Genomic DNA, 19,930 nt, shown 5'->3' with positions numbered 1-19,930 from the left:
CGCAGGCGTCGCGGTGGCGGCTACACCGGTGTGATCGGGTGTCTGCGGTCGGAGAACCGGCGGTCCTTGTGGGTCAGCCGGCGGTATCGGGCGATGAGGTCATCGCGGAGGCGGGCGGGTTCGATGATGTCGTCGACGACGAGTTCGCCGGCGAGGCGGCGCAGGTCGACGTCGGCTTCGTATTCGGCGCGTTTGTCGGCGACGTACTGCTCCCGTTGGGCGGGGTCGTCGATGGCGGCGATCTTGTTGGCGTACACGGCGTTGACGGCGGCTTCGGCGCCCATGACGGCGATGCGGGCGGTCGGCAGGGCGAGGCAGGCGTCGGAGCCGAAGGCGGGTCCGGCCATGGCGTAGAGGCCGGCGCCGTAGGCCTTGCGGACGACGACGCAGAGTTTGGGGACGGTGGCTTCGGCTACGGCGGCGATCATCTTGGCGCCGTGGCGGATGATGCCGCCGTGTTCGACGGCGGAGCCGACCATGAAGCCGGGGACGTCGGCGAGGAACAGCAGGGGCACGTTGAAGGCGTCGCAGGTGCTGACGAAGCGGGCGGCCTTGTCGGCGGAGTCGGAGAAGAGGACGCCGCCGCGCACGGCGGAGTTGTTGGCGACGATGCCGACGGGCCTGCCGTCGAGTCGGGCGAACGCGGTGATGAGTTCGCCGGCCCAGCGGGCCTGGACTTCGAGGACCGAGTCGCGGTCGACGAGTCCGTCGAGGAGTGCGTGCATGTCGAACGGCGCGGATTCGCTGGCGGGGATCTGGGCGGCGAGGTCGACCGGGAGCGGAGGGCGGGCGGCGCGCACGGGTGCGGGCTGGGTCCAGTTGGAGGGCAGGTAGGAGAGCCAGCGCCTGACGGAGGCGATGGCTTCGTCCTCGTTGCGGCACAGGAAGTGCCCGACGCCGGACTGCTCGCAGTGGACGCGGGCGCCGCCCATGTCCTCAAGGGTGGTCTTCTCGCCGGTGACCATTTCGACCATGCGGGGGCTGCCGAGGTACATGGAGGCGTTGCCGTCGACCATGGCGACGATGTCGCAGAACGCGGGGATGTAGGCGCCGCCGGCGGCGCTGGGGCCGAAGAGGGCGCAGGCCTGGGGGATCTTCCCGGAGGCGCGGACCTGCTCGTGGAAGATGCGGCCGGCGCCGCGGCGGCCGGGGAAGAGCTGGACCTGGTCGGTGATGCGGGCTCCGGCGGAGTCGACCAGGTAGACGATGGGGTGCTGCTCGAGCTGGGCGGCTTCGACGGTGCGGATGATCTTCTCGACGGTGCGCGCGCCCCAGGACCCGGCTTTGACGGTGGAGTCGTTGGCGATGAGCCGGATGGGGCGGCCCTGCACGGTGGCGGTGCCGACGACGACGCCGTCGGCGGGGAGGGTCGGGTCCGGGTTGGCCCAGAGGGCGTCTTCGCGGAACGAGTCGGGGTCGCAGAGGCGGCGGATGCGCTCGCGCGCGTGGTACTTGCCCGCTGCGGCCGCGGCCTGGTGGTACTTCGCGGCGCCGCCGCGCTCGATGCGCTCGCGTTCGGCCGGGTAGTCCCCGAATTCCACGTTACGGCCTCCTTGCCGAAACAGCATCCCTTAACGATCGTTAAGGCAAGCCTATTGTGTCCCGCCGATCCTTCGCGTGTCAACGCATTCGCCGGACGCGTCATTCAGTTGTTCACCGGCGGGCGCGCACCAGGTACCGGGCGCCGTCCGCGGGCGGTTGGAACCCGGCTCGCTACGGCGCCCACCTGCGGCTTCACTCCGGCCTCGGGAGCCATTCGGCCCGGCGCCGCGACCCCCCGGCCCCGCACCGGTGTCGCACCCGCGGGGGACCATGGATTCGGGGGCGCCTCCGGATGCCCAATTCGCGCCATCCGCCGCGAACCGCCGCACTCGCATCGCCTCCCGCTCGCGTACCGCCGCAACCGCCCCGTTCCCTCCCGCGACCCGCCGCGGCTACCCTCGGGGAGACCACCGGACCGCCACCGCACCGCGCCCCGCCACGTGCCCCCGCACGCCGCCTCCCCCGGAGTTCGATGAGCCACCCCGCGAGCACCAGCGACGCCACGACCGCGCCCCCCGCGACCGCCCGGCCGGCGGCCCGGCCGCCGCGCCTGCGCGAGATCGACGGCCTCCGCGGCCTCGCCATCGTCGTCATCGCCGTCTACCACATCTGGTTCGACCGCGTCTCCGGCGGTGTCGACGTGTTCCTCCTGCTCTCGGGCTTCTTCATCACCGCGAGCCTCCTCCGCTCGGTCGACCGCACCGGCTCGGTCGCCCCCCTTGCCTTCGCCTCCCGCATCGTGCGCCGCATCTTCCCGCCCGCCCTCGTGGTCGTCGCCGCGAGCGTCGTCATGGCGGTCCTCTGGCTCCCGCGCGCCACCTGGCTCCAGCAGGTCGGCGACCTCCTCGCCGCGGCCCTCTACTACGCCAACTGGCACCTCGCCCTCAACTCCGTCGACTACCTCTCCTCCAACAACGGCGCGAGCATCGTCCAGCACTACTGGTCCATGGGCGTCCAAGCCCAGTTCTACGTGCTGTGGCCGATCCTCATCGCCGCCGCGGTCGCGGTCGCCGCCCGCACCGGGCGCAGCCCCCGCCGCACCCTCGCCGCCGCCCTCGCGCTCGTCTTCGCCGCCTCGTTCGCCTTCGCGCTCTGGGAGACCGCCGAGAACCAGGCCTTCGCCTACTTCGACCTCCGCGCCCGCCTCTGGCAGTTCGCCGCGGGCGGCCTCCTCGCCCTCGCCCTCCCGCGCCTGCGCACCGCCTTCACCGACCCCGCTGCGCCGCAAGCGAAATGGACGGCGGCCCTGCTCGGCTGGGCGGGCGTCGCCGTGCTCCTCGGCGCCGGATTCTTCCTCGAGAGCACCCAGTTCCCCGGGCTCGCCGCGCTCTGGCCCGTCGGCGGCGCCTGCGCGGTCGTCACCGCCGCGTCCCTCAGCCCCGGCGCCGGCGCCGGGCGCCTGCTCAACACCGGGTTCGTCCAGTGGCTCGGCGACCTCTCCTACACGCTCTACCTCTGGCACTGGCCGATCCTCATCTGCTACCTCACCGCGACCGGGCGCGACACCGCGACCCTCCCCGGCGGCCTCGGCATCCTCGCCGCCGCGACCGCGCTCGCCGCCGCCACCCACTGGGCCCTGGAGCGGCGCCTCACCCTCGGGCAGCGCACCAAGCGCGGCGCGTTCGCCCTCGGCGCGGCGTCCATGGCGTTCGCGCTCGCCGCCTGCGCCGCCATGGCCGGGTACATCGCGTTCGAGCGCGAACGGCTCGCCGAGGCCGCGCACGACCCGGCCCGCCACCCCGGCGCGGCCGCCCTCGCCGAGGGCCTGGAGGTGGCCGAAGCCGACTTCACGCCGTCGACGCTCGACGCCGCCCTGGACTACGACCCGGCGCTGTCGGGCCGCTGCAACCAGACCATGACCGGCTACGAGCCGGTCCGGTGCGACTTCAGCCCCGGCGACGACCCCGGTGAGGAGTCGGACGGCGACGGGGAGGAGGACGAGGACGGGGCCGCCGACGGCGCGGGGACCGCCGCCACCGTCGTCATGTACGGCGGGTCGAAGATCTGGCAGTGGCTCCCGGCGGTGCTGGACGCCGCCGAGGACCGGGACTGGCACGTCATCGCGTTCACCAAGAACGCGTGCATCATCGAGACCGGCCAGGAAGCGCTCGGCGAGGAGCGGTACCGCTCGTGCGCGGCCTGGAACGACGCGGTCGTCGCCGAGATCGCCGCCATCGGGCCCGACCTGGTGCTCACCTACGGTTCCCGGGTCGGCTACGAGGCGTACGAGACGTTCCCCGAGTACACCGACCGCTACGAGCAGCTCCTCGCCACCGGCACCCCCGTGGTCGCCCTGCGCGACACCCCGAGCCCCCGCTTCGACATCCCGCTGTGCGTGGACCTCAACGGCCCCGACGCGAACGAGTGCACCGTCGACCGCGCCTCGTACTACGACGAGGGCGCGTTCGAGGCCCTGGAGGTCCCCGCGGGCGTCCACAAGGTCGACCTCACCGGCCTCATCTGCGACGGCGACGCCTGCCCGCCGGTGGTCGGCAACGTCCTCGTCTACCGCGACGACGCGCACCTCACCAACACCTACGCCGCGACCCTCGGCCCCTACCTCGGGGACGAGCTCGCCGCGGTGCTCGCGAACCCCGCTGCGGGGTAGGCGAAAGGCCCGGCTCAGCGAGCCGGGCCTGAGCGGGCGCGTTACGCGGTGACGGCGTCCAGCGCGATCTCGACCATTTCGGAGAAGGACTCCTGGCGGTCGGCCGCGGGCAGCTCGGTGCCCTTGAGGATGTGGTCGGAGATGGTGCACAGCGCCAGCGCGCGGGCCTTGAACTTCGCGGCGAGCGTGTAGATCGCCGCGGCCTCCATCTCGATGGCGAGGATGCCGTAGTCGGCGAGCTTCGCCTCGACGTCGGGCGCGTCGGTGTAGAACGTGTCCGAGGAGTACAACTGGCCCACGTGCAGGTTGATCCCGCGCGCGGTCGCGGCGTCCACGGAGGCGCGCAGCAGCCCGAAGTCGGCCACCGGCGCGTAGTCGACGACGCCGTTGAAGCGGATGCGGTTCATCGAGGAGTTCGTGGAGGCGCCGATGCCGGCCACCACGTCCCGCAGCTCGATGTCATTGTGGATCGCGCCGGCCGAGCCCACGCGCACCACGGTCGTCACGCCGTAGACGTCGAGCAGCTCGTGCGTGTAGATCGACGCGGAGGGCTGGCCCATCCCGGTGCCCTGCACGGACACGCGCTTGCCCTTGTACGTGCCGGTGAACCCGAACATGTTCCTGACCTCGGTGTAGCAGGTCGCGTCCGTGAGGAAGTTCTCGGCGATCCACTTCGCGCGCAGCGGGTCCCCGGGCAGGAGGACGCTCTCGGCGATGTCGCCCGGCTTGGCGGAGATGTGTGCAGTCATGACGCCAGCTTCTCATAAACATCCCATGAATTTGCGAGGACCGGCTGTGAGCTGGATCGCCGGGCCCGGTCGGTCGCGCGCATACGCAGTCCGGTAGTGTTCTCGGCGGTGGCGTGTCCGAGCGGCCGAAGGAGCTCGCCTCGAAAGCGAGTGTTGGGTAACCCTCAACCGTGGGTTCAAATCCCACCGCCACCGCCAACGTTCCGGATGCCGGGCCTGTGACCACAGGCCCGGCATTCGCCGTTTCTCGCCAAGGGCGGCTAACCTGTCGGGACCGCGCCGCCACCCGGCGGCGCCGACGGCGCGGCAGCGCCGCTCACACGGAGAAAGGCGGCAGCGGGTGAGCCGATCATCGACGGGCGGGAAGATCTTCAGCGGGGCGCTCATCGTCCTCTCACTGCTCCTCGCCGCGATACTGCTCCTCCACCGGTTCATCCCCAACCGCTGGTTCAACCTCGGCAGCCTCATCGAGACGTTCCTGCCCTGGTTCGGCCTCGCCGTCCCCGTCCTCCTCATCCTCGCCGCCATCCGCCGCCGGCCCCTCGCCATCGTCTGCGCGCTCCTCCCCGGCCTCGTCTGGTTCCAGATGTACGCCGGCCTCATCCCCGACAAGCACACCGGCGACGGCGACTTCCGCGTCGTCGCCCACAACGTCAACGCCAACAACACCGACACCGCCGGCACGGCCGCGACCCTCCTCGCCGCCGAACCCGACGTCATCATCCTCGTCGAACTCACCGAGGACCAGCGCTACGCCTGGAGCGACCTCCTCGACGACCAGTACGAGCACTCGGTCTCCTACGGCACCGTCGCCCTCTGGTCCACCCACCCCGTCATCGACTCCAACGAAGTCGACCTCAACCTCGGCTGGGCCCGCGCCTTCCGCGCCGCCGTCGAGATCGACGGCGAACCCGTCGCCTTCTACGTCGCCCACCTGCTCTCCGTGCGCGTCAACACCGAAGGCTTCACCTCCGCCCAGCGCAACGAGACCGCGCTCCTCCTCGGCGAAGCCCTCGCCGACGAGGAACTCGAACGCGTCGTCCTCGCCGGCGACCTGAACGGCACCTCCCAGGACCGCGCCCTCGCCCCCATCACCTACCAGCTGCACTCGGCGCAGGCCGACGCCGGCAAGGGCTTCGGCTTCACCTGGCCCGCCGACACGCCCATGGCGCGGATCGACCAGGTCCTCTACCGCGGCATGGAGGCCACCGGCTCGGACGTCCTGGACGCGACCGCTTCCGACCACCGCCCGATCATGGCCGACTTCTCCTTCTCCTGAACCGCCGACGGCACCCCGGCCGAGCACCCCGGCCCGGCCGAAGCCCCCGGACCCCGGACCCGCCGGCGCCGCCGGAACGCAAAGTCGCGGCGGCGTGCAACCACTCGCGACGGTCCGGGCGTCTTGGAGACGTGACCGAAGACGACGCGACCATGATCCTGCCGACCGTCAGCGGCGGCGCCGCCAACGGCGCTGCCGACGACACCGCGGTGTTCGCGCGCGTCGCAGGCGAAGGGCCCGCCGCGAGCGGCCGCGCGCTCATCGAGCTCGACGGCGTCGGCATGACCTACCCCGGCCCCCCGCCCGTCGAAGCCCTCAAACCGGTCCAACTGCGCATCGACGACGGCGAGTACGTCGCCATCGTCGGCCCCTCCGGCTCCGGCAAGTCCACCCTCCTCAACCTCCTCGGACTCCTCGACGCCCCCACCACCGGCACCTACCGGCTCGACGGCCACGACACCTCCACGATGAAGGAAGCGCACCGCACCCAGCTGCGCGCCGACAAGATCGGCTTCATCTTCCAGGCGTTCCACCTCATGGCCCACCGCACCGCGACCGAGAACGTCGCCATGTCCCTGGTCTACCAAGGCGTCCCCAAACGCAAGCGGCGCCAGATCGCCCGCGAGAAACTCGAACTCGTGGGCCTCTCCCACCGCCTCGACGCCCTCCCCACCACCCTCTCCGGCGGTGAGCGCCAGCGCGTCGCGATCGCCCGCGCCCTCGCGGCCGGCCCCAGCCTGCTGCTGTGCGACGAACCCACCGGCAACCTGGACTCCAAGACCGCCGACTCCATCATGGCCACACTGGACGAACTCCACGCCGAGGGCCTCACCATCCTCATCATCACCCACGACCACGAAGTGGCCGAGCGCGCCCAGCGCGCCGTCACCATCCGCGACGGCCAACTCCGCGAAGGCAACCACCTCCACGACGACGGCCACACCACCCCCACCGACCGGGTCGCACCCGGCACCCTGGTGATGCCCAAGGCCACCTGACGAACTTCCTTCCTCCCAAAAGGACTGCGGGCCCGCGCCGAAAGGCGCGGGCCCGCAGTTCGCTTGCGCCCAGAAATACTGTGGGATAACCCCGGTCAGATGATGCGTCCTACTTCAAGGGTGGGGTGCTTGTTCGATCTAGCAATTGCCAGAGTTCCTGGAGTGAAGGTATTGCATGGTTCCTGGCTACTAAAGGAGAATGCCATTCCCTGTATTGCCAAATCAGCTGTAATTCAGAAACCGGAACATATAGACAACGAACGATCTAATCACGTTTAAGTGATTGGAAATAGATTCCTCGTGTACGTGAACAACGCTAAAAAGACATCGCTTTCCAGCGGTTGCCGTCACATCGGTCTTTGAAATACCAGGCGCCGCTTGATTGCACTCGATAAAAATAGGTGCTTGAACCCCCATAAACAGGATAGAGACTTGGCAAGGCATACCCAATCGTAGATGGAGTGTCATTTGCGCTGTGTCGAACTAGTCGGCTATAGACCTCACTCCACGTACCTGATCCTACCCAGCCGTCGGAGGTGACACCGATATTGCCTTGATATGCCTTCGTGCCGGCTGTTGAGTTCGAACCGAAAGAGCCATCCACGAACCAGCAGCCGTAAGTGGCATAGCATCCGAGATTACCGCAGTCGTCATAGACGTTGTTGATGACGATCGTCTGCCATGCTCGAACGAGGTTGCCGCTCTTGGTGCAGGCGCTGCTGGGTGCGCATAGTGTCGGATTGTCCGACCATGCATTCGTTACAGTGCCTGCGAAAACGGGGGATTCTGCAGCAATGACAATGGAGATTGTCAAACCCAGTGTCAGAAGAATTCTCTTTAGAAACTGTACGGGCATCGACAACTTATCGTTCAATGGAAAGATTCCTATTACTGGTTTACTTGACATTCCAGATTTCCTAGTCGGTGAGGTTAATGGGCCGGATGGATCCGGATTGGGCGAATATCTTCTTTCGGGCAAGAGTCCTCGCCTTAGAAGCCACTGGCATTGAATAGGCTGTGCGGTACTGTGATGGTTCAGTCGCAACGCAGCGCTATTCGAATACAACCCAAGGTCTCTTACTGAAGGTTAGGAAAGAGCCCAGGATATCTGAGCGCGGCTGAATGAAAGTCGTTGTAGTGTCCGTCCGGATCACGGCCATATGTCCGAAAAATTTTAATTGAGGATCGGGGTTGAATAGTCTAGTTTGCGGCGCGCCGATGATGATACCGGCATCCGCTTACCAGCGCAAGCCCCCAGTTTGAATGTTTTCGGATGGCCTTAGGGGCGCTACCTTGTTTGGTACGCAGGCCGATTCACGGTCTGGGCGGAGCTATGGCCTCACTATCGGCGGCTGCCCGGATGTGCAAGGACAGTGAGTCGGACGCACGCGTCAACGCCGCCTTGGTCGCTTGGGGCGGTGAAGTTGTCGCAAGTCCCAGGCTCCGAAGGTTGTGCGCTTGGCTGAAAGGATCACCGCAGCTCGCGGATTTGGCTGCGGTGATCAGGGTTCAGGCAGTGGAGGGATGGACCCCTGGCAGGACTTTGACCGGATCGATGGCACCCTGCAGGGATGCCAACATAATGAGCTGCAGGTTGTTGTCTACCTCGAAGCGCTCCCGAAGGAGCTTGAGCAGTCGGCGCAGATGCGTTGCGGAGCATCCGAGCCATTCTGCGGCAACTTGATGAGATGGCGCCGCCACGACGCAGTTCAGGATCGCGGCGTCTGCTTCGGAGAATGATGGGGGGATTCTGCGGGGTATGGAGTTCACGTTTGCTCTTCTCGGCTGAGGTGTTGAAAGGGTCGGGAAACGCAGCCTTTGTGATGTATGTCTACAGTACCAAGTCAAGCGCTCAAGCGCTTGCCTGAATCGAGATGATCGTCCCGACTGCCGCGGTTCGCGCATGCCCCAAAGGCCGACCCGTCCCCGGACCAGGCCGGCCCACAGTCGTGTTCGTTTTCGAACATGAATCTTGACGGTCGGTGATGGGCTGCGTAATCTCATGACCGCGGTGTTGAACCCACGTCGCCGAATCCACAGCGGCGCGGGTGCCAGCCTGCACGACCCTTCGCCCCATCTATCCCACGGCGCTACTTCGAAATTTGACGGATCCAACCGCCTTTCAGCGGCTGCCCTTCGATCTGGCGTCTACCAGCTTTTGGCTAAAAATCACGCGATCTGCGATCGCGTCGCGAAGCATGCGATCAAGAGGACAAATGCGCTCTAAGATACTTCTATCCCTGTGTCTGCTGCTGGTCCCAGCGCTGTTTGACGGAGTTGTGGGGACTGCCGCTCACGCGCTGTCCGCTGTCGATGCGACACCAGCAGCCAACCCTCAAGCGGGCGGATCTTCGACAGACATCAGTGTTACGGGTGATGGTGATGCCGCTGGCTTCCATCTACTGGTCGCGAATGCGTCGAATCCGTCAGAGTGGACAGAAGTCGCGACTCTTGTCGAGCCGGGGTTCGAAACTGACCGGTGGCTCGGGCAGTACTGCGTCACCGCCGATGGGCAGCACGCAATGGTCGTTTATGCGCCGCGCGAGTACACGAACTCCCCGGCGGGTATGTACGGCGGCGCATTCGCCGCGGTCGTTCACCTGGAGTCTGGCGAGGTTTCGAAACTCGACGAGCGCACGAGCCTCGCGTACTACAACCCCTCCTGTGGGGCCGAGGGCGTTGTGCTTTCCGCGTTGGTCGGTGACGATGACGTAGCGCAGACACGTCTGCAGCGCGTGGATATTGCGACTGCGACTATCGATGCGATTGAAGTGGAAGGACAGCTGTCTTCCCCTGTTGCATACGGTGACGGCTTTGCTGCAGCAGCCGGCGGACAGATCGTCGTCGTCGAGGACGATGGCACGATCGAGCCCCTGCTGCGCACCGAGGCCATTGCGTTCGATCTTGCTGTCGATGCCGACGGAGGACTGGGTTTCCAGGTGCTCGACGGGGAGGAGACGGTGGCAGTCCGCTTCGCCGATGGCGAGGCCACCGAAATGGCCCGAGCCGACGCCGGGCGGCTCGATCTGCATCGGAACACCGACGGCGAGGTGATCGTCAAGGGCCTCGAAGCGGCGATAGACCTCGGTGACTTGCCCGAGTCGTGGGAGGTCGCCGATGTGCCCGCGAGTGTGGAGCTCTCAACCGAAGGCGGCATGGCAGTCGTCACCTCGAACCTGACTCTCGATGGGGCTGATGTCGAACAGGGAGTGAGCACTTCCGCTGATACAGCCGACGTTCTCATCTACGCCACCGACGACGGCACAGCCGTCGAGGCGACCGTTCCGCTCGGGGCGAACACAGGCGCGGACGAGATCTCGCCGGTCCTCGCCGAGACGCTCACCGAGCAGGAGACGTTCGGTGCGCTCGGCGCAGAGGACCCTGCGGCGGTGCCGTGGGACCCCGACCGGGCTTGTGCGATACCCCGCAACGACCCGAACCTGATGTCCTACCAACCGAATGCGGCCCAAGTCGAGTGGGCAGTAGATCTTGCCGTCCGCGGCGCGCTGACGCAGAGCCGGCCGGCCGATTGGAACAATCTGGGTCTGCCCGCCTTCAGTCCGCAAGTCCAGTTCCCGCCGATCACGCTCGACGGCGGCGGCACCGTGCCCGCGCAGCTCATGCTCGGCATCATCGCCCAGGAATCGAACGGGTGGCACGCTTCAAGCCACGCCGCTGACGGATACTCGGGGAATATTCACCAGGGCGGCTTCTACGGCAACCGAACCGCAGGCGGCGACACCCTCTGGGAGGTGCACTGGGACGACGTCGACTGCGGATATGGGATCGCCCAGGTCACCACGGGCATGCACCGCGACGACACGGTGTACACCGAGTTCCAGCAGCAGCTGATCACTGTGGACTACGCCTCGAACATCGCCGCGGGCCTGCAAATCCTCCAGGAAAAATGGAACCAGACCCGTGAAGCCGGCCTCATCCTCGACGATGGGGACCCTGCCTATCTCCAGAGCTGGTGGTTTGCCCTATGGGCGTATAACACCGGGTTCTATCCCGAGGCGGACAAGGACCAACACCACGGCCAGTGGGGCGTCGGCTGGGCGAACAACCCGGCCAACCCCGTCTACATGCCGGGTCGGGACATGTTCCTGTTCACGCACGACTTCCCCGCCGACTGGGAGGGTCTGCCGGACGACTGGAACGAGTCCCTCGGCTACGGGAACTCCAAACACCCCAACTTGTGGTCCTACCCCGAGCGAGTCATTGGCTTCGCATTCGATCCGCTGCGACGCTACGACTACGGCACCGGTGAGTACCCCGGCGCTTACAATGCGGCGTACGGCACAACCGGTCTAGCAGCGCTGCCCGAGTTCGGGGACTTTTGCACTACATCGGGAAACAACTGCGATGTCGCGGGCGATTGGAACGCGGGGATCTGCGAAGTCGAGACCGACGAGTGCCTGAAGTCTGAGCCCGGCCCGTGCGCCTTGAGCAACTTGCACTGTTGGTGGCATGAACCGGTCGACGCCGGTCTCTGCCCCGTGCGATGCGGCACGGAGGTCCTGGTATACACGGCGGGCGATCCAGAACCGGCAAGGCCCACATACGCTGCGTTCCAGCCAAACTGCGCCTCTCCGAATGTGCCGAGCAACGGGTACATCCGAGTGATCGACAGCGTCGCCGAGACCCAAGGCGGCCCCAGCTCCTGTCCCGGAGTCCCGGTCTCGCAATCCGGTTCGTTCTCGTTCGATTTCCCGACCGCGAACACCAGCCCTGCGACCTACCCCTCCAAAATCGACCTCCACCAGGTCGGCGGAGGATTCCGAGGCCACTTCTGGTTCACCCACGCCCGCAACGACACCCAGCCCGAGATGGAAGTGACCGGCACCTGGGAGCTCGACGAGGCCGACCGCATTAACGGCTGGGCCAAGGTCTACGTCCACGTCCCCTCTCGCCACGCCGCCACCCAGCAGGCCCCTTACGAGGTTCATGGCACGACCCTCGGGACTCGCGACCGGTATCTCAACACCGTGTACCGGGCGAACACCTGGGTCGAGATTGGCGCCTACCAGTTCGACCCGACTCAACCGCAAAAGGTTTCCCTCTCCAATATCACCGCTGACGGGGTCGGGCTTGACGGCATCACCTATGACGCCGTCGCGTTCGCGCCGCTCCCGGCCAAACCGAAGCACATGGTCGTGGCGATGGGCGACTCGTTCATCTCCGGCGAGGGCGTGGGCAACTACTACACCGAGACCGACCGCAACGCCGGGCTGCGCACCTGGAACGCATGCCGCCGCAGCAAGAACGCATGGACCCGCCAGATCGTGCCTCCCGGCTGGACCTACTCCTTCGGCGCCAATGCCGACGCTAACAATAACGGCATCGACTTTCAGAACGTGTCGTGCTCAGGCGCCACGACCAACAACTTCACCCGTCTTCAGCAGCCACTGGACGATCCGGACGGTGGTCAGTTCGGCGAATACCCGCAACTGCACTCCGGCGTCCTCAGCGCCGACACCACACTGGTGTTGCTGTCCATCGGCGGCAACGACGCGAACTTCTCGACGCATGTGGACACCTGTCTCGACTTCCGCAATGGGAACTGCGCCACGGCCGAGAACGAGGCGGCCATGCAAGCAGACGTGGACTCGGCGTTGGCCGAGGTGAGCGACCTCCTGCCACAGATCAGGTCACTTGCCCCGAATGCTGAGATCCTCCTGGTTGGCTACCCCAGCCTCTTCTCAGACGATCCATGGGAACAGTGCTTCTATTCCGGTGGACTGCTCACGGTCGACGACGCTGAATCGGTGATGCTCTACGACATGGCGCAGCGGTTGAGGAGCGGTATGGCTGAGATCGTTGCCGGCCTTGATGCCAATGTGACCTATGTGTCGACCACAGAAACGTTTGCCGGCCATGAGCTCTGCAATGGCGAGGATAACGCCTTCTACTTCAACACTGGCATTTTCGAGAAGACCGGACCGGGAGACACCGGCAGTGTCACGGTTCCCAGCAGGGAGTCGATGCATCCGAACGCACTCGGACTGCAGTACGGATACAAACCTGCAGTCCAGAGTGCGATGGTGGCTGCCGGTGTCTAAGAATCGCCGCCGAGAATTCGACTTCAGCACCTGCGGAATGATCGGATTGATCTTCTCAGCCGCCGTATTCGTGGCCACTCTGGTTCTCGTCATATGGTTCTGGATCTACCTCGATTTTTCAAATTGACGGTACTTCGCTGACTCCTATCGACTGAGTGCCGGAAAATTCTGAGAACGAAGAAGAAAGGATCGCTCTCTTAGCTATGGACATCAAGGTGCAAGAAGCCCAGATTTGGGTAAATGAAACCTTTGCTGACGTTCCGGGGTACATTCGCTGTGAAACGGATGGGGAAGTCGGGCAGGGAACCATGCGGTCTCTCATCATGGGTCTCCAGCACGTGCTTTTCACTTCAGCCGAAAACCCGGCCCAGGTCTCGGGCGTCTTCGGGCCCACCACCCTGTCGCTTCTCGCAGGCTGGGGCGAGATCGGCAAGTCCACCACGAGTGAGCTGCTCTGCAATATCGCGCGGCACGGCCTATGGTGCCACGGCTACACTGGAGGCTGGGTCGACGGCGAGATCGACGATGCCGCCGTGGAGGGCATCCGCGCTATCCGAGAAGACATGGGCATGCTCATCGCGGACTATATTTCACCGAAGATCTTCAAGGGCATTCTCACCACTGATCCCTACAAGTTCAATGAAGAACGCGGCAACGAGAATGTTCGGGCGGCTCAACGATTTCTCAACTATTACTACTCAGATATTCCCGCCTACAGCATGAGCCCGACAGACGGATTGCTTTCCAGGGGCTACCAGCAGGCGCTGATGATGGGAGTCCAGAAGGAAATCGGCATAGCGTCGGCCCAGATCACTGGAATTTTCGGACCCGGGACTCAAGCCGGTCTGAAGACCTCGAAGTTCAAGCTCTCTCAGAACGCTGTGGAATCACAGGTTGCAGCGCTCTATGTGGCTGCCTGTCTCATGAACGAGGGCGAATTCGATGGAACGCGCTACTCTGTTCAGTGGCGCCGCAACTACTCCAGCGAGGTAGTGGAGTTCACGGCTGCGTTTCAAAAATTCTCAGCGCTACAGAATACCACCGGTAACACGGACTTCGACACTTGGGCGCAACTCCTCGTATCATCCGGAAACCCTGACCGTACATACCGACGAATCGCATGCGACTGCATCTCGGAAATCACGCCCTCGCGCGCGGCCGCGCTGTCCTCGGCTGGTTACCGAACCGTCGGTCGCTACCTCGACGAGGACCTGGAACGGATCCCAGAGGACCAATGGAGGTACAAGTGGATCCAGGATGGTGAACTGGAGTCGATTTTCGCCGCAGGATTGAACTGCTTTCCGATTTCGCAGTACTGGGGTGGAGAGCTTGGGGAATTCACGTACGCAAACGGAGTGCACGAGGCTGGAAAAGCTCACGACCGAGCAGTGGAATACGGGTTCGAGGCGGGCACGTGCATCTATTTCGCAGTGGACTATGACGCGCTGGACTCTGAGATGTCGTACATCATCGATTACTTCCGGGGGGTCCGAGACGCCCTGCAGAGCAAGGGTGGCCGGTATATCGCCGGCGTCTACGGTTCGCGCAATGTCTGTATTCGAGTCTCTGCGGCAGGCCTCGCCAAATGGTCGTTCGTTTCAGGCATGTCCTGGGGATTCTCCGGTAACCAGGGTTTCCCTCTACCCCCCAACTGGTCGTTCAACCAGATCAAAGAAGCCAATTTCGTCGTCAATTCGTCGGACTCCTTCGGACTGGACAGCAACATCAGCCGCATAGGAGCTGACTTCGGAGTCGACCACGTCCAGAATCACACCAGCCGGGAAGCGTTTCTTGACCGGTTGGACACGATCTACGACGCCATCTACCGTGGCGGGTGGGTTGCCGACTTTGACCCGGATTCCACGGGGAATGGCGGACAGGCGTGGAACGCCGATCAGTTGGCACACTTCTTCCTGAAGCACCCACAGTTCACCGACGCGCTCTCAGGTGACCCGTGGGCGACCGACGTGAGGAACGCATATCCTAATCTGGATGTTGCAGGATGGATGGAGCACGCGCTGAGCTATCTCGGCAGCGGTAGGTACATGTCGGTGACCGTGTTCGAAGACCTGGATATCAGCACGGCCAAGATGTTCTCAGTCACTAGTCGATTGACGGTGATGCGAACTACTCCGATCACTGGCTGGAATGAGCCGATGATCTCGCCGCGAAGGGGAGCTCTGGGCGATCTCGCGCGTCTCTACAACCAGTGGCGCAACAATCGGAGCGCGTATCCCTCAGGAGCCGATTTCTGCGAAGCCTACATGGGCCGACTCGGGGTTCCATCCTTTCTCACCGTTGAGAATTTCATGGAGACCGCCTACGGAGAACTCATGTCGCACTTCAGCATGCCGACGATGGAAAAGCGGGTCACACATAATGATGCGCTCCGAGCCGCGTGGGAGTACTCGCTCACAGATGCGATCGACCTCTGCAATGGAGAGGTGACCTCGACGGAGGCCTGGGAGAACAACGTCCTCGCCGCGTTGAAAGAGCTTAGCCAGATCGACGACGATGCCACCAACGTGCATGACCTCTGGCGGAAAGAGCTGCTTCTCGAGGTCGGCAGCGCTCCCGGTCAGATTGATATGCTCCCGCATCAACTCCCCTCGGGCGAGTTGTTCGAATTCGTCAGCGGCTACGTCAATCGGCGCATCTACATGGCGAACGGAGAGTTCTAATCCGACGATTCATGCCGACGCATTAGGACGATGAGGAGCATCAGATGAACTTGCATACGAACCAGACTGTTACCCGTCGTGGTCTGCTATATGGCGGCATTGCCGGAGGCGCAGCCGCTCTAACGGGAGTGACCCCAGCGGTCGCCGAACCTGCTTCGAGGTTCGACCTCGAAACCGGTAAGTGGATCGGATTGACCACAGCCAATGGCTGGCCGATCCTGTCCACTGCGCCGCTTCTTCCAGTGGAGGGAATCGAAGGCGCAGAGGTCGCGCTTGCTGAAGGCTGGCCGCAACTTGTTTTGACTCACTTCATCCGCCGGTACGCGTACGAACTCGGAGGGCGTTTCGAAACCGGGGATGTCATGGGTCATCGGAAGTCTCGGCAAATCAAGGCCACCTTCGAATCGAACTACCTGTCCGGGACTGCAGTTGAGATCCGCCCGGCTTGTTACCCGATCGGAGCGGGGGATGGGCTATTTCCCGCCGAGATTACGGTGATCGAAGGCATCCTCGCTGATTTTGAAGGAGTCATCGCCTGGGGCCATCATATGGACCCTGTGAAGGATGCCCACTTCGAGATCGCGGTGGGCCCCGAATATCAGCAGTTCCCCGAGACTTCAGAGGACGCCACCGCCCCCGACCCAGGAGAAGCAAGGTCGTTTGGCTTGAGCATGTCCCGCCGTGATGAGACGATCACCGCGTCAAGCTGATGCCATGTGGGACGTTGAGCGGGGTGGGACCGATATCGGTCCCACCCCGCCCAATGTCTCCGTATTTCCTGTGGGCGACAGTTCGCCTATATGCCGCCAGGCGTTGCGTACGGGAGTGCGTCAGTCCCGGTCGGGTGGGGTGGACGTGCTTTGCGACTCCCCGTCCTCGGGCTTCTCGGACTCTTCCTTGTAGTCTTTTCCGTTCGAGATGAGGATGTAAACGGGCGCGCCGCTGGGTGCCGATCCGGTCGGCGTGGTCGTGAACGCCTGCCCTTCCTTGCAATCGGAGTCGTACTGGCCGCTTGCGATCTCGGCTTCGAACCCGGCGCTGGAGACGCGGGAGCGGGCCTCGTCGGCGTCCATGCAATCAATCGACGGGATCGAGACAAGGTTCTTGCCGTTGATCATGTCGCTGGTGGGCTTGGGCCAGTTCTCCTCTTCGAGGTCGTGGACAGCGTCCTTGAGGATCGCGACGCCGGCGGCCTTCACCGAGTCCTTCAGGGCTGAGGTGGCGACGTTGTCACGGTGGGTCGCATCGGGGTCGCCGACGAATGTGGCGGTGGCGGCGTTCGGAGTTGCGCCGATGAACCAGTACGACCGGTTCGAGTCGGCGGTCCCGGTCTTACCGAACAGCGGCCGCCCGAAGTCCCCGGTGTAGCTCGCGGCGGTGCCGGTGCCGGAGCATTGGGATCCCTCGGGGCTCTGGCCGACCACACACCGCCCAGCGCTGACAGCCGCGTACGCGACGTCCTCGGAGAATGCCTGGTCGCACTGCGGTGCAGCGGCATCGGTCCACTCCTTGCCGTCAGAACCGATCACCTTCATGACCGGAAGCGGCTCGCAGTGGACCCCGCCTGCGGCGACCGTGGCATATGACTCCGCCATCTCCAGCGGTGTGGTCGAGTGGAGGCCGAGTGTGAAGGTGCCCTGGGACTCGTCGATGGTGCCGTCCTCATACGCCTCATTCAGCGGGGAGTTGTAGAAGTCGACACCAGACGCGACGGCCGCCTCGTAGGCCGCGCTGACGCCGACCATCTCCTGTAGCCGCACGAACGCGGTGTTCGAGGAGCGGCCGAACATGCCCCACATATTCAGCGGCGACGAGGACCAGTTGTTGTCGTTCGTCGGACACCAGTGCGCATATTGCACGTCGCCTCGTTGGAACGGTTGGCAGTCGGATTCGGATTCGGCAAGCGAGCCACCGCTCATGAGGTACTGGGAGGTGTACCTGCCAGGCGAGGGGATGCGTGTCTCCAAGGGCCAGCCTTTGTCAAGGGCTGCGAGCATAGTGAACATCTTGAACGTCGAACCGCCTGGGTAGCCGGAGACCTCGTCGTTGCCGCTGAGGAGCGGGATCGTCGTGTTCGGGTAGTTCGACGGCTTGGAGTCGTCGCCGTCGGTCCGCGGTTTGTTCTCGGTCTGGTCGAGACTGTAGTTGCGGTTCACCGCCATCGCGCGCACGTGCCCGGTGCCGGGGGTGATGGTGACCGACCCGAGTGCGGCGGGGTTGTTGACGCTCACCTCTTCGGTGAGGCGCTCGGTGGCCTGGTCCTGGAGCTCCGCGTCGAGGCTGGTGACGATCCTGAAGCCGCCGCGCTTGAGCAGGCTCATGCGCTCGCGCTCGTCGGCGCCGAAGGCCTCCTGACTGGTCCACCACTCCTTGAAGTAGTCGCAGAAGAAGCCCCAGTTGGGGGTCGCGACGTCGACGCACTCGCTGCGGACGGGGCGCGGGTTCAGGCCGAGCGGCAGTTCCTTGGCCTCGTCGGCTTCGGCTTGCTCGATGGTGCCGAGACCGACCATGCGGTCGAGGATCCAGTTGCGGCGGTCGATGATCTCCTGGTCGTCGCCTTCGCCGTCGAGCAGGCCGTCGGCGAGCGAGGGGAACTTCGGCAGCGAGGCGAGGGTCGCGGCCTCGGCGGCGGTGAGCTCGCTCGGCGGCTTGTTGAAGTACGTGTACGCCCCGGCGTGGACCCCGTAGGCCTGGTTGCCGAGGTAGATCACGTTCAGATAGCCCTCGAGGATTTCCTCTTTGGACATCGTCTCTTCGATGCCCATGGCGTACCGGGCTTCTCGGAGCTTGCGCTCGTACGTGTCCTCGGATGCGGCGATCACTTCGTCGATGGTTGAAGCGGAGTAGATCAGGGTATTGCGTACGAACTGCATGGTGAGCGTCGACGCCCCCTGGGAGTCGCCGCCCTGGTTCGCCACGGCGGCCCGGATGATTCCGGCCCAGTCGACGCCGTTGTGCTCGTAGAACTTTGAGTCCTCGGCCGCCAGCAGCGCGTCGATCATGACAGGAGAGACCTCGTCGAGGGCGACCTCGCGGCGGTTCTCCTCGTAGAAGGAGGTGATGAGCGTCTCGCCATCGGAGGCGTACACATAGGTCGTCTGCGGCAAGGTGGGTTTGGTGAGTTCTGTCGGCAGCGACTCGAATGAGTTGACGCTGTTCTCGGCAACGAGGCCGCCGAGTCCGACGAGGGGGAAGGCGGCCGCAGCCGCGAGCACCCCGGCGAGCACGCCGCAGATCAGCAGCGCGATGCCGTCCCTCAGGGGACTCCGGTCGCGTTTCAAGGTCTCCACCGCCTCAGATTAGAACGAATGTCGGGAAGTACGAAGCGGCAGCTTCCGCGAACCGGAAGGCGACTCGCATGCAAGGCGACATGTATGCCCGCAATTGATACGCCCCAGTCCGGAAGAGGAGATGCGCTCGTATCGGAATCGTTATTATCGCGAGCTGCCATCGCGTAGTGAACCGTAGGGGTGAAGCCGTCCCACGGAGTCCGATTTTCGTCTCGGAGAGTAGTCAAACCCTTACGAGAGGTGTAAGGTCCGTTCTGACGGCCACTTTGAGTGATCGAGAGGTCACTCGAATTCGGTCGTCGGGGGGTATGAAGGGGAAAGATCTCACGGGGAGGTCATGCGGATGGGACTGCTGATCGACTGGACGACCAAGGCGCTATGTCAGGAAGGTGATCCTGACGCCCTGTTCGTGCAAGGAGCAGAGCAGAACAACGCCAAGAAAGTGTGCCGCGGCTGTCCGGTACGGCTGGAATGTCTTGCTGACGCGCTCGATAATCGCATCGAGTTCGGCGTCTGGGGCGGCATGACCGAGCGGGAGCGGAGGGCACTGCTGCGAAGGCACGCAGACGTCCGCTCCTGGAGAGCGGTCTTCGAGGTGGCGCTTGAGGAGGAGCAGCGAAGCGCCCGCAAGGGCAACCGGCGCCGGATACCGGTAGACGTGAACTTCTTACCGGCGAGCCTCTCGATGAAAGGCATGAGCACCGCGCCTGGACGGCATCCC

11 protein-coding genes, 1 tRNA gene and 1 pseudogene are annotated in these 19,930 nt (G+C 64.5%); 9 read left to right on the top strand and 4 right to left on the bottom strand.

Annotation, left to right across the window (positions count from 1 at the left end):
* Positions 1 to 20: 20 nt before the first annotated feature.
* On the bottom strand, positions 21 to 1,568 hold the full coding sequence (locus QWI33_RS13220; protein WP_435367578.1) for an acyl-CoA carboxylase subunit beta: 1,548 nt from the start codon (positions 1,566 to 1,568) through the stop codon (positions 21 to 23).
* A 446-nt stretch (positions 1,569 to 2,014) separates the two neighbouring features.
* Between QWI33_RS13220 and QWI33_RS13215 the strand changes: the two genes are divergently transcribed.
* A complete protein-coding gene (locus tag QWI33_RS13215; protein WP_289957608.1) occupies positions 2,015 to 4,150 on the top strand; it encodes an acyltransferase family protein in 2,136 nt (711 codons plus the stop codon).
* A gap of 41 nt (positions 4,151 to 4,191) precedes the next feature.
* Here QWI33_RS13215 and deoD read toward each other — a convergent pair whose 3' ends face one another.
* Positions 4,192 to 4,899: a purine-nucleoside phosphorylase gene (gene deoD / locus QWI33_RS13210; RefSeq protein ID WP_289957607.1), complete on the bottom strand. Its 708-nt coding sequence runs from the start codon at positions 4,897 to 4,899 to the stop codon at positions 4,192 to 4,194.
* A gap of 107 nt (positions 4,900 to 5,006) precedes the next feature.
* Between deoD and QWI33_RS13205 the strand changes: the two genes are divergently transcribed.
* The 3 genes from QWI33_RS13205 (at position 5,007) to QWI33_RS13195 (ending at position 7,176) form a co-directional block, all read left to right on the top strand.
* Positions 5,007 to 5,097: transfer RNA gene (locus QWI33_RS13205), tRNA-Ser, on the top strand.
* A 142-nt stretch (positions 5,098 to 5,239) separates the two neighbouring features.
* The gene (locus QWI33_RS13200; RefSeq protein ID WP_289957606.1) at positions 5,240 to 6,178 is read left to right on the top strand and encodes an endonuclease/exonuclease/phosphatase family protein; all 939 of its coding nucleotides are present in this window, start codon (positions 5,240 to 5,242) and stop codon (positions 6,176 to 6,178) included.
* Between the two features lie 281 nt (positions 6,179 to 6,459).
* The gene (locus QWI33_RS13195) at positions 6,460 to 7,176 is read left to right on the top strand and encodes an ABC transporter ATP-binding protein (RefSeq protein ID WP_353895465.1); all 717 of its coding nucleotides are present in this window, start codon (positions 6,460 to 6,462) and stop codon (positions 7,174 to 7,176) included.
* A gap of 316 nt (positions 7,177 to 7,492) precedes the next feature.
* Here QWI33_RS13195 and QWI33_RS13190 read toward each other — a convergent pair whose 3' ends face one another.
* A complete protein-coding gene (locus tag QWI33_RS13190; protein WP_289957604.1) occupies positions 7,493 to 8,050 on the bottom strand; it encodes a peptidoglycan-binding domain-containing protein in 558 nt (185 codons plus the stop codon).
* Positions 8,051 to 8,634: 584 nt separating this feature from the next.
* Here QWI33_RS13190 and QWI33_RS13185 point away from each other — a divergent pair.
* The 4 genes from QWI33_RS13185 (at position 8,635) to QWI33_RS13170 (ending at position 16,629) form a co-directional block, all read left to right on the top strand.
* The gene (locus QWI33_RS13185; protein ID WP_289957603.1) at positions 8,635 to 8,916 is read left to right on the top strand and encodes a hypothetical protein; all 282 of its coding nucleotides are present in this window, start codon (positions 8,635 to 8,637) and stop codon (positions 8,914 to 8,916) included.
* A gap of 539 nt (positions 8,917 to 9,455) precedes the next feature.
* The gene (locus tag QWI33_RS13180; RefSeq protein WP_289957602.1) at positions 9,456 to 13,238 is read left to right on the top strand and encodes an SGNH/GDSL hydrolase family protein; all 3,783 of its coding nucleotides are present in this window, start codon (positions 9,456 to 9,458) and stop codon (positions 13,236 to 13,238) included.
* A gap of 203 nt (positions 13,239 to 13,441) precedes the next feature.
* Complete coding sequence (locus tag QWI33_RS13175) at positions 13,442 to 15,919, top strand: glycoside hydrolase domain-containing protein (protein WP_289957601.1); 2,478 nt, start codon at positions 13,442 to 13,444, stop codon at positions 15,917 to 15,919.
* 44 nt (positions 15,920 to 15,963) lie between these two features.
* The gene (locus QWI33_RS13170) at positions 15,964 to 16,629 is read left to right on the top strand and encodes a hypothetical protein (protein ID WP_289957600.1); all 666 of its coding nucleotides are present in this window, start codon (positions 15,964 to 15,966) and stop codon (positions 16,627 to 16,629) included.
* A gap of 120 nt (positions 16,630 to 16,749) precedes the next feature.
* Here the strand turns inward: QWI33_RS13170 and QWI33_RS13165 are convergent, their stop codons facing one another.
* Positions 16,750 to 19,209, bottom strand: a complete 2,460-nt coding sequence (locus QWI33_RS13165; RefSeq protein ID WP_289957599.1) for a penicillin-binding protein — start codon at positions 19,207 to 19,209, stop codon at positions 16,750 to 16,752.
* A gap of 343 nt (positions 19,210 to 19,552) precedes the next feature.
* On the opposite strand from QWI33_RS13165, the pseudogene QWI33_RS29355 reads away from it, so the two are divergent.
* A pseudogene (locus QWI33_RS29355) lies at positions 19,553 to 19,828 on the top strand (WhiB family transcriptional regulator); the annotation flags it as partial.
* Between the last annotated feature and the right edge of the window lie 102 nt (positions 19,829 to 19,930).

The sequence above is a fragment of the Glycomyces tritici genome, from assembly GCF_030403505.1.
The sequence above is the reverse complement of the archived record's forward strand: the minus strand, read 5'-3'. Positions and strand labels throughout refer to the sequence as shown.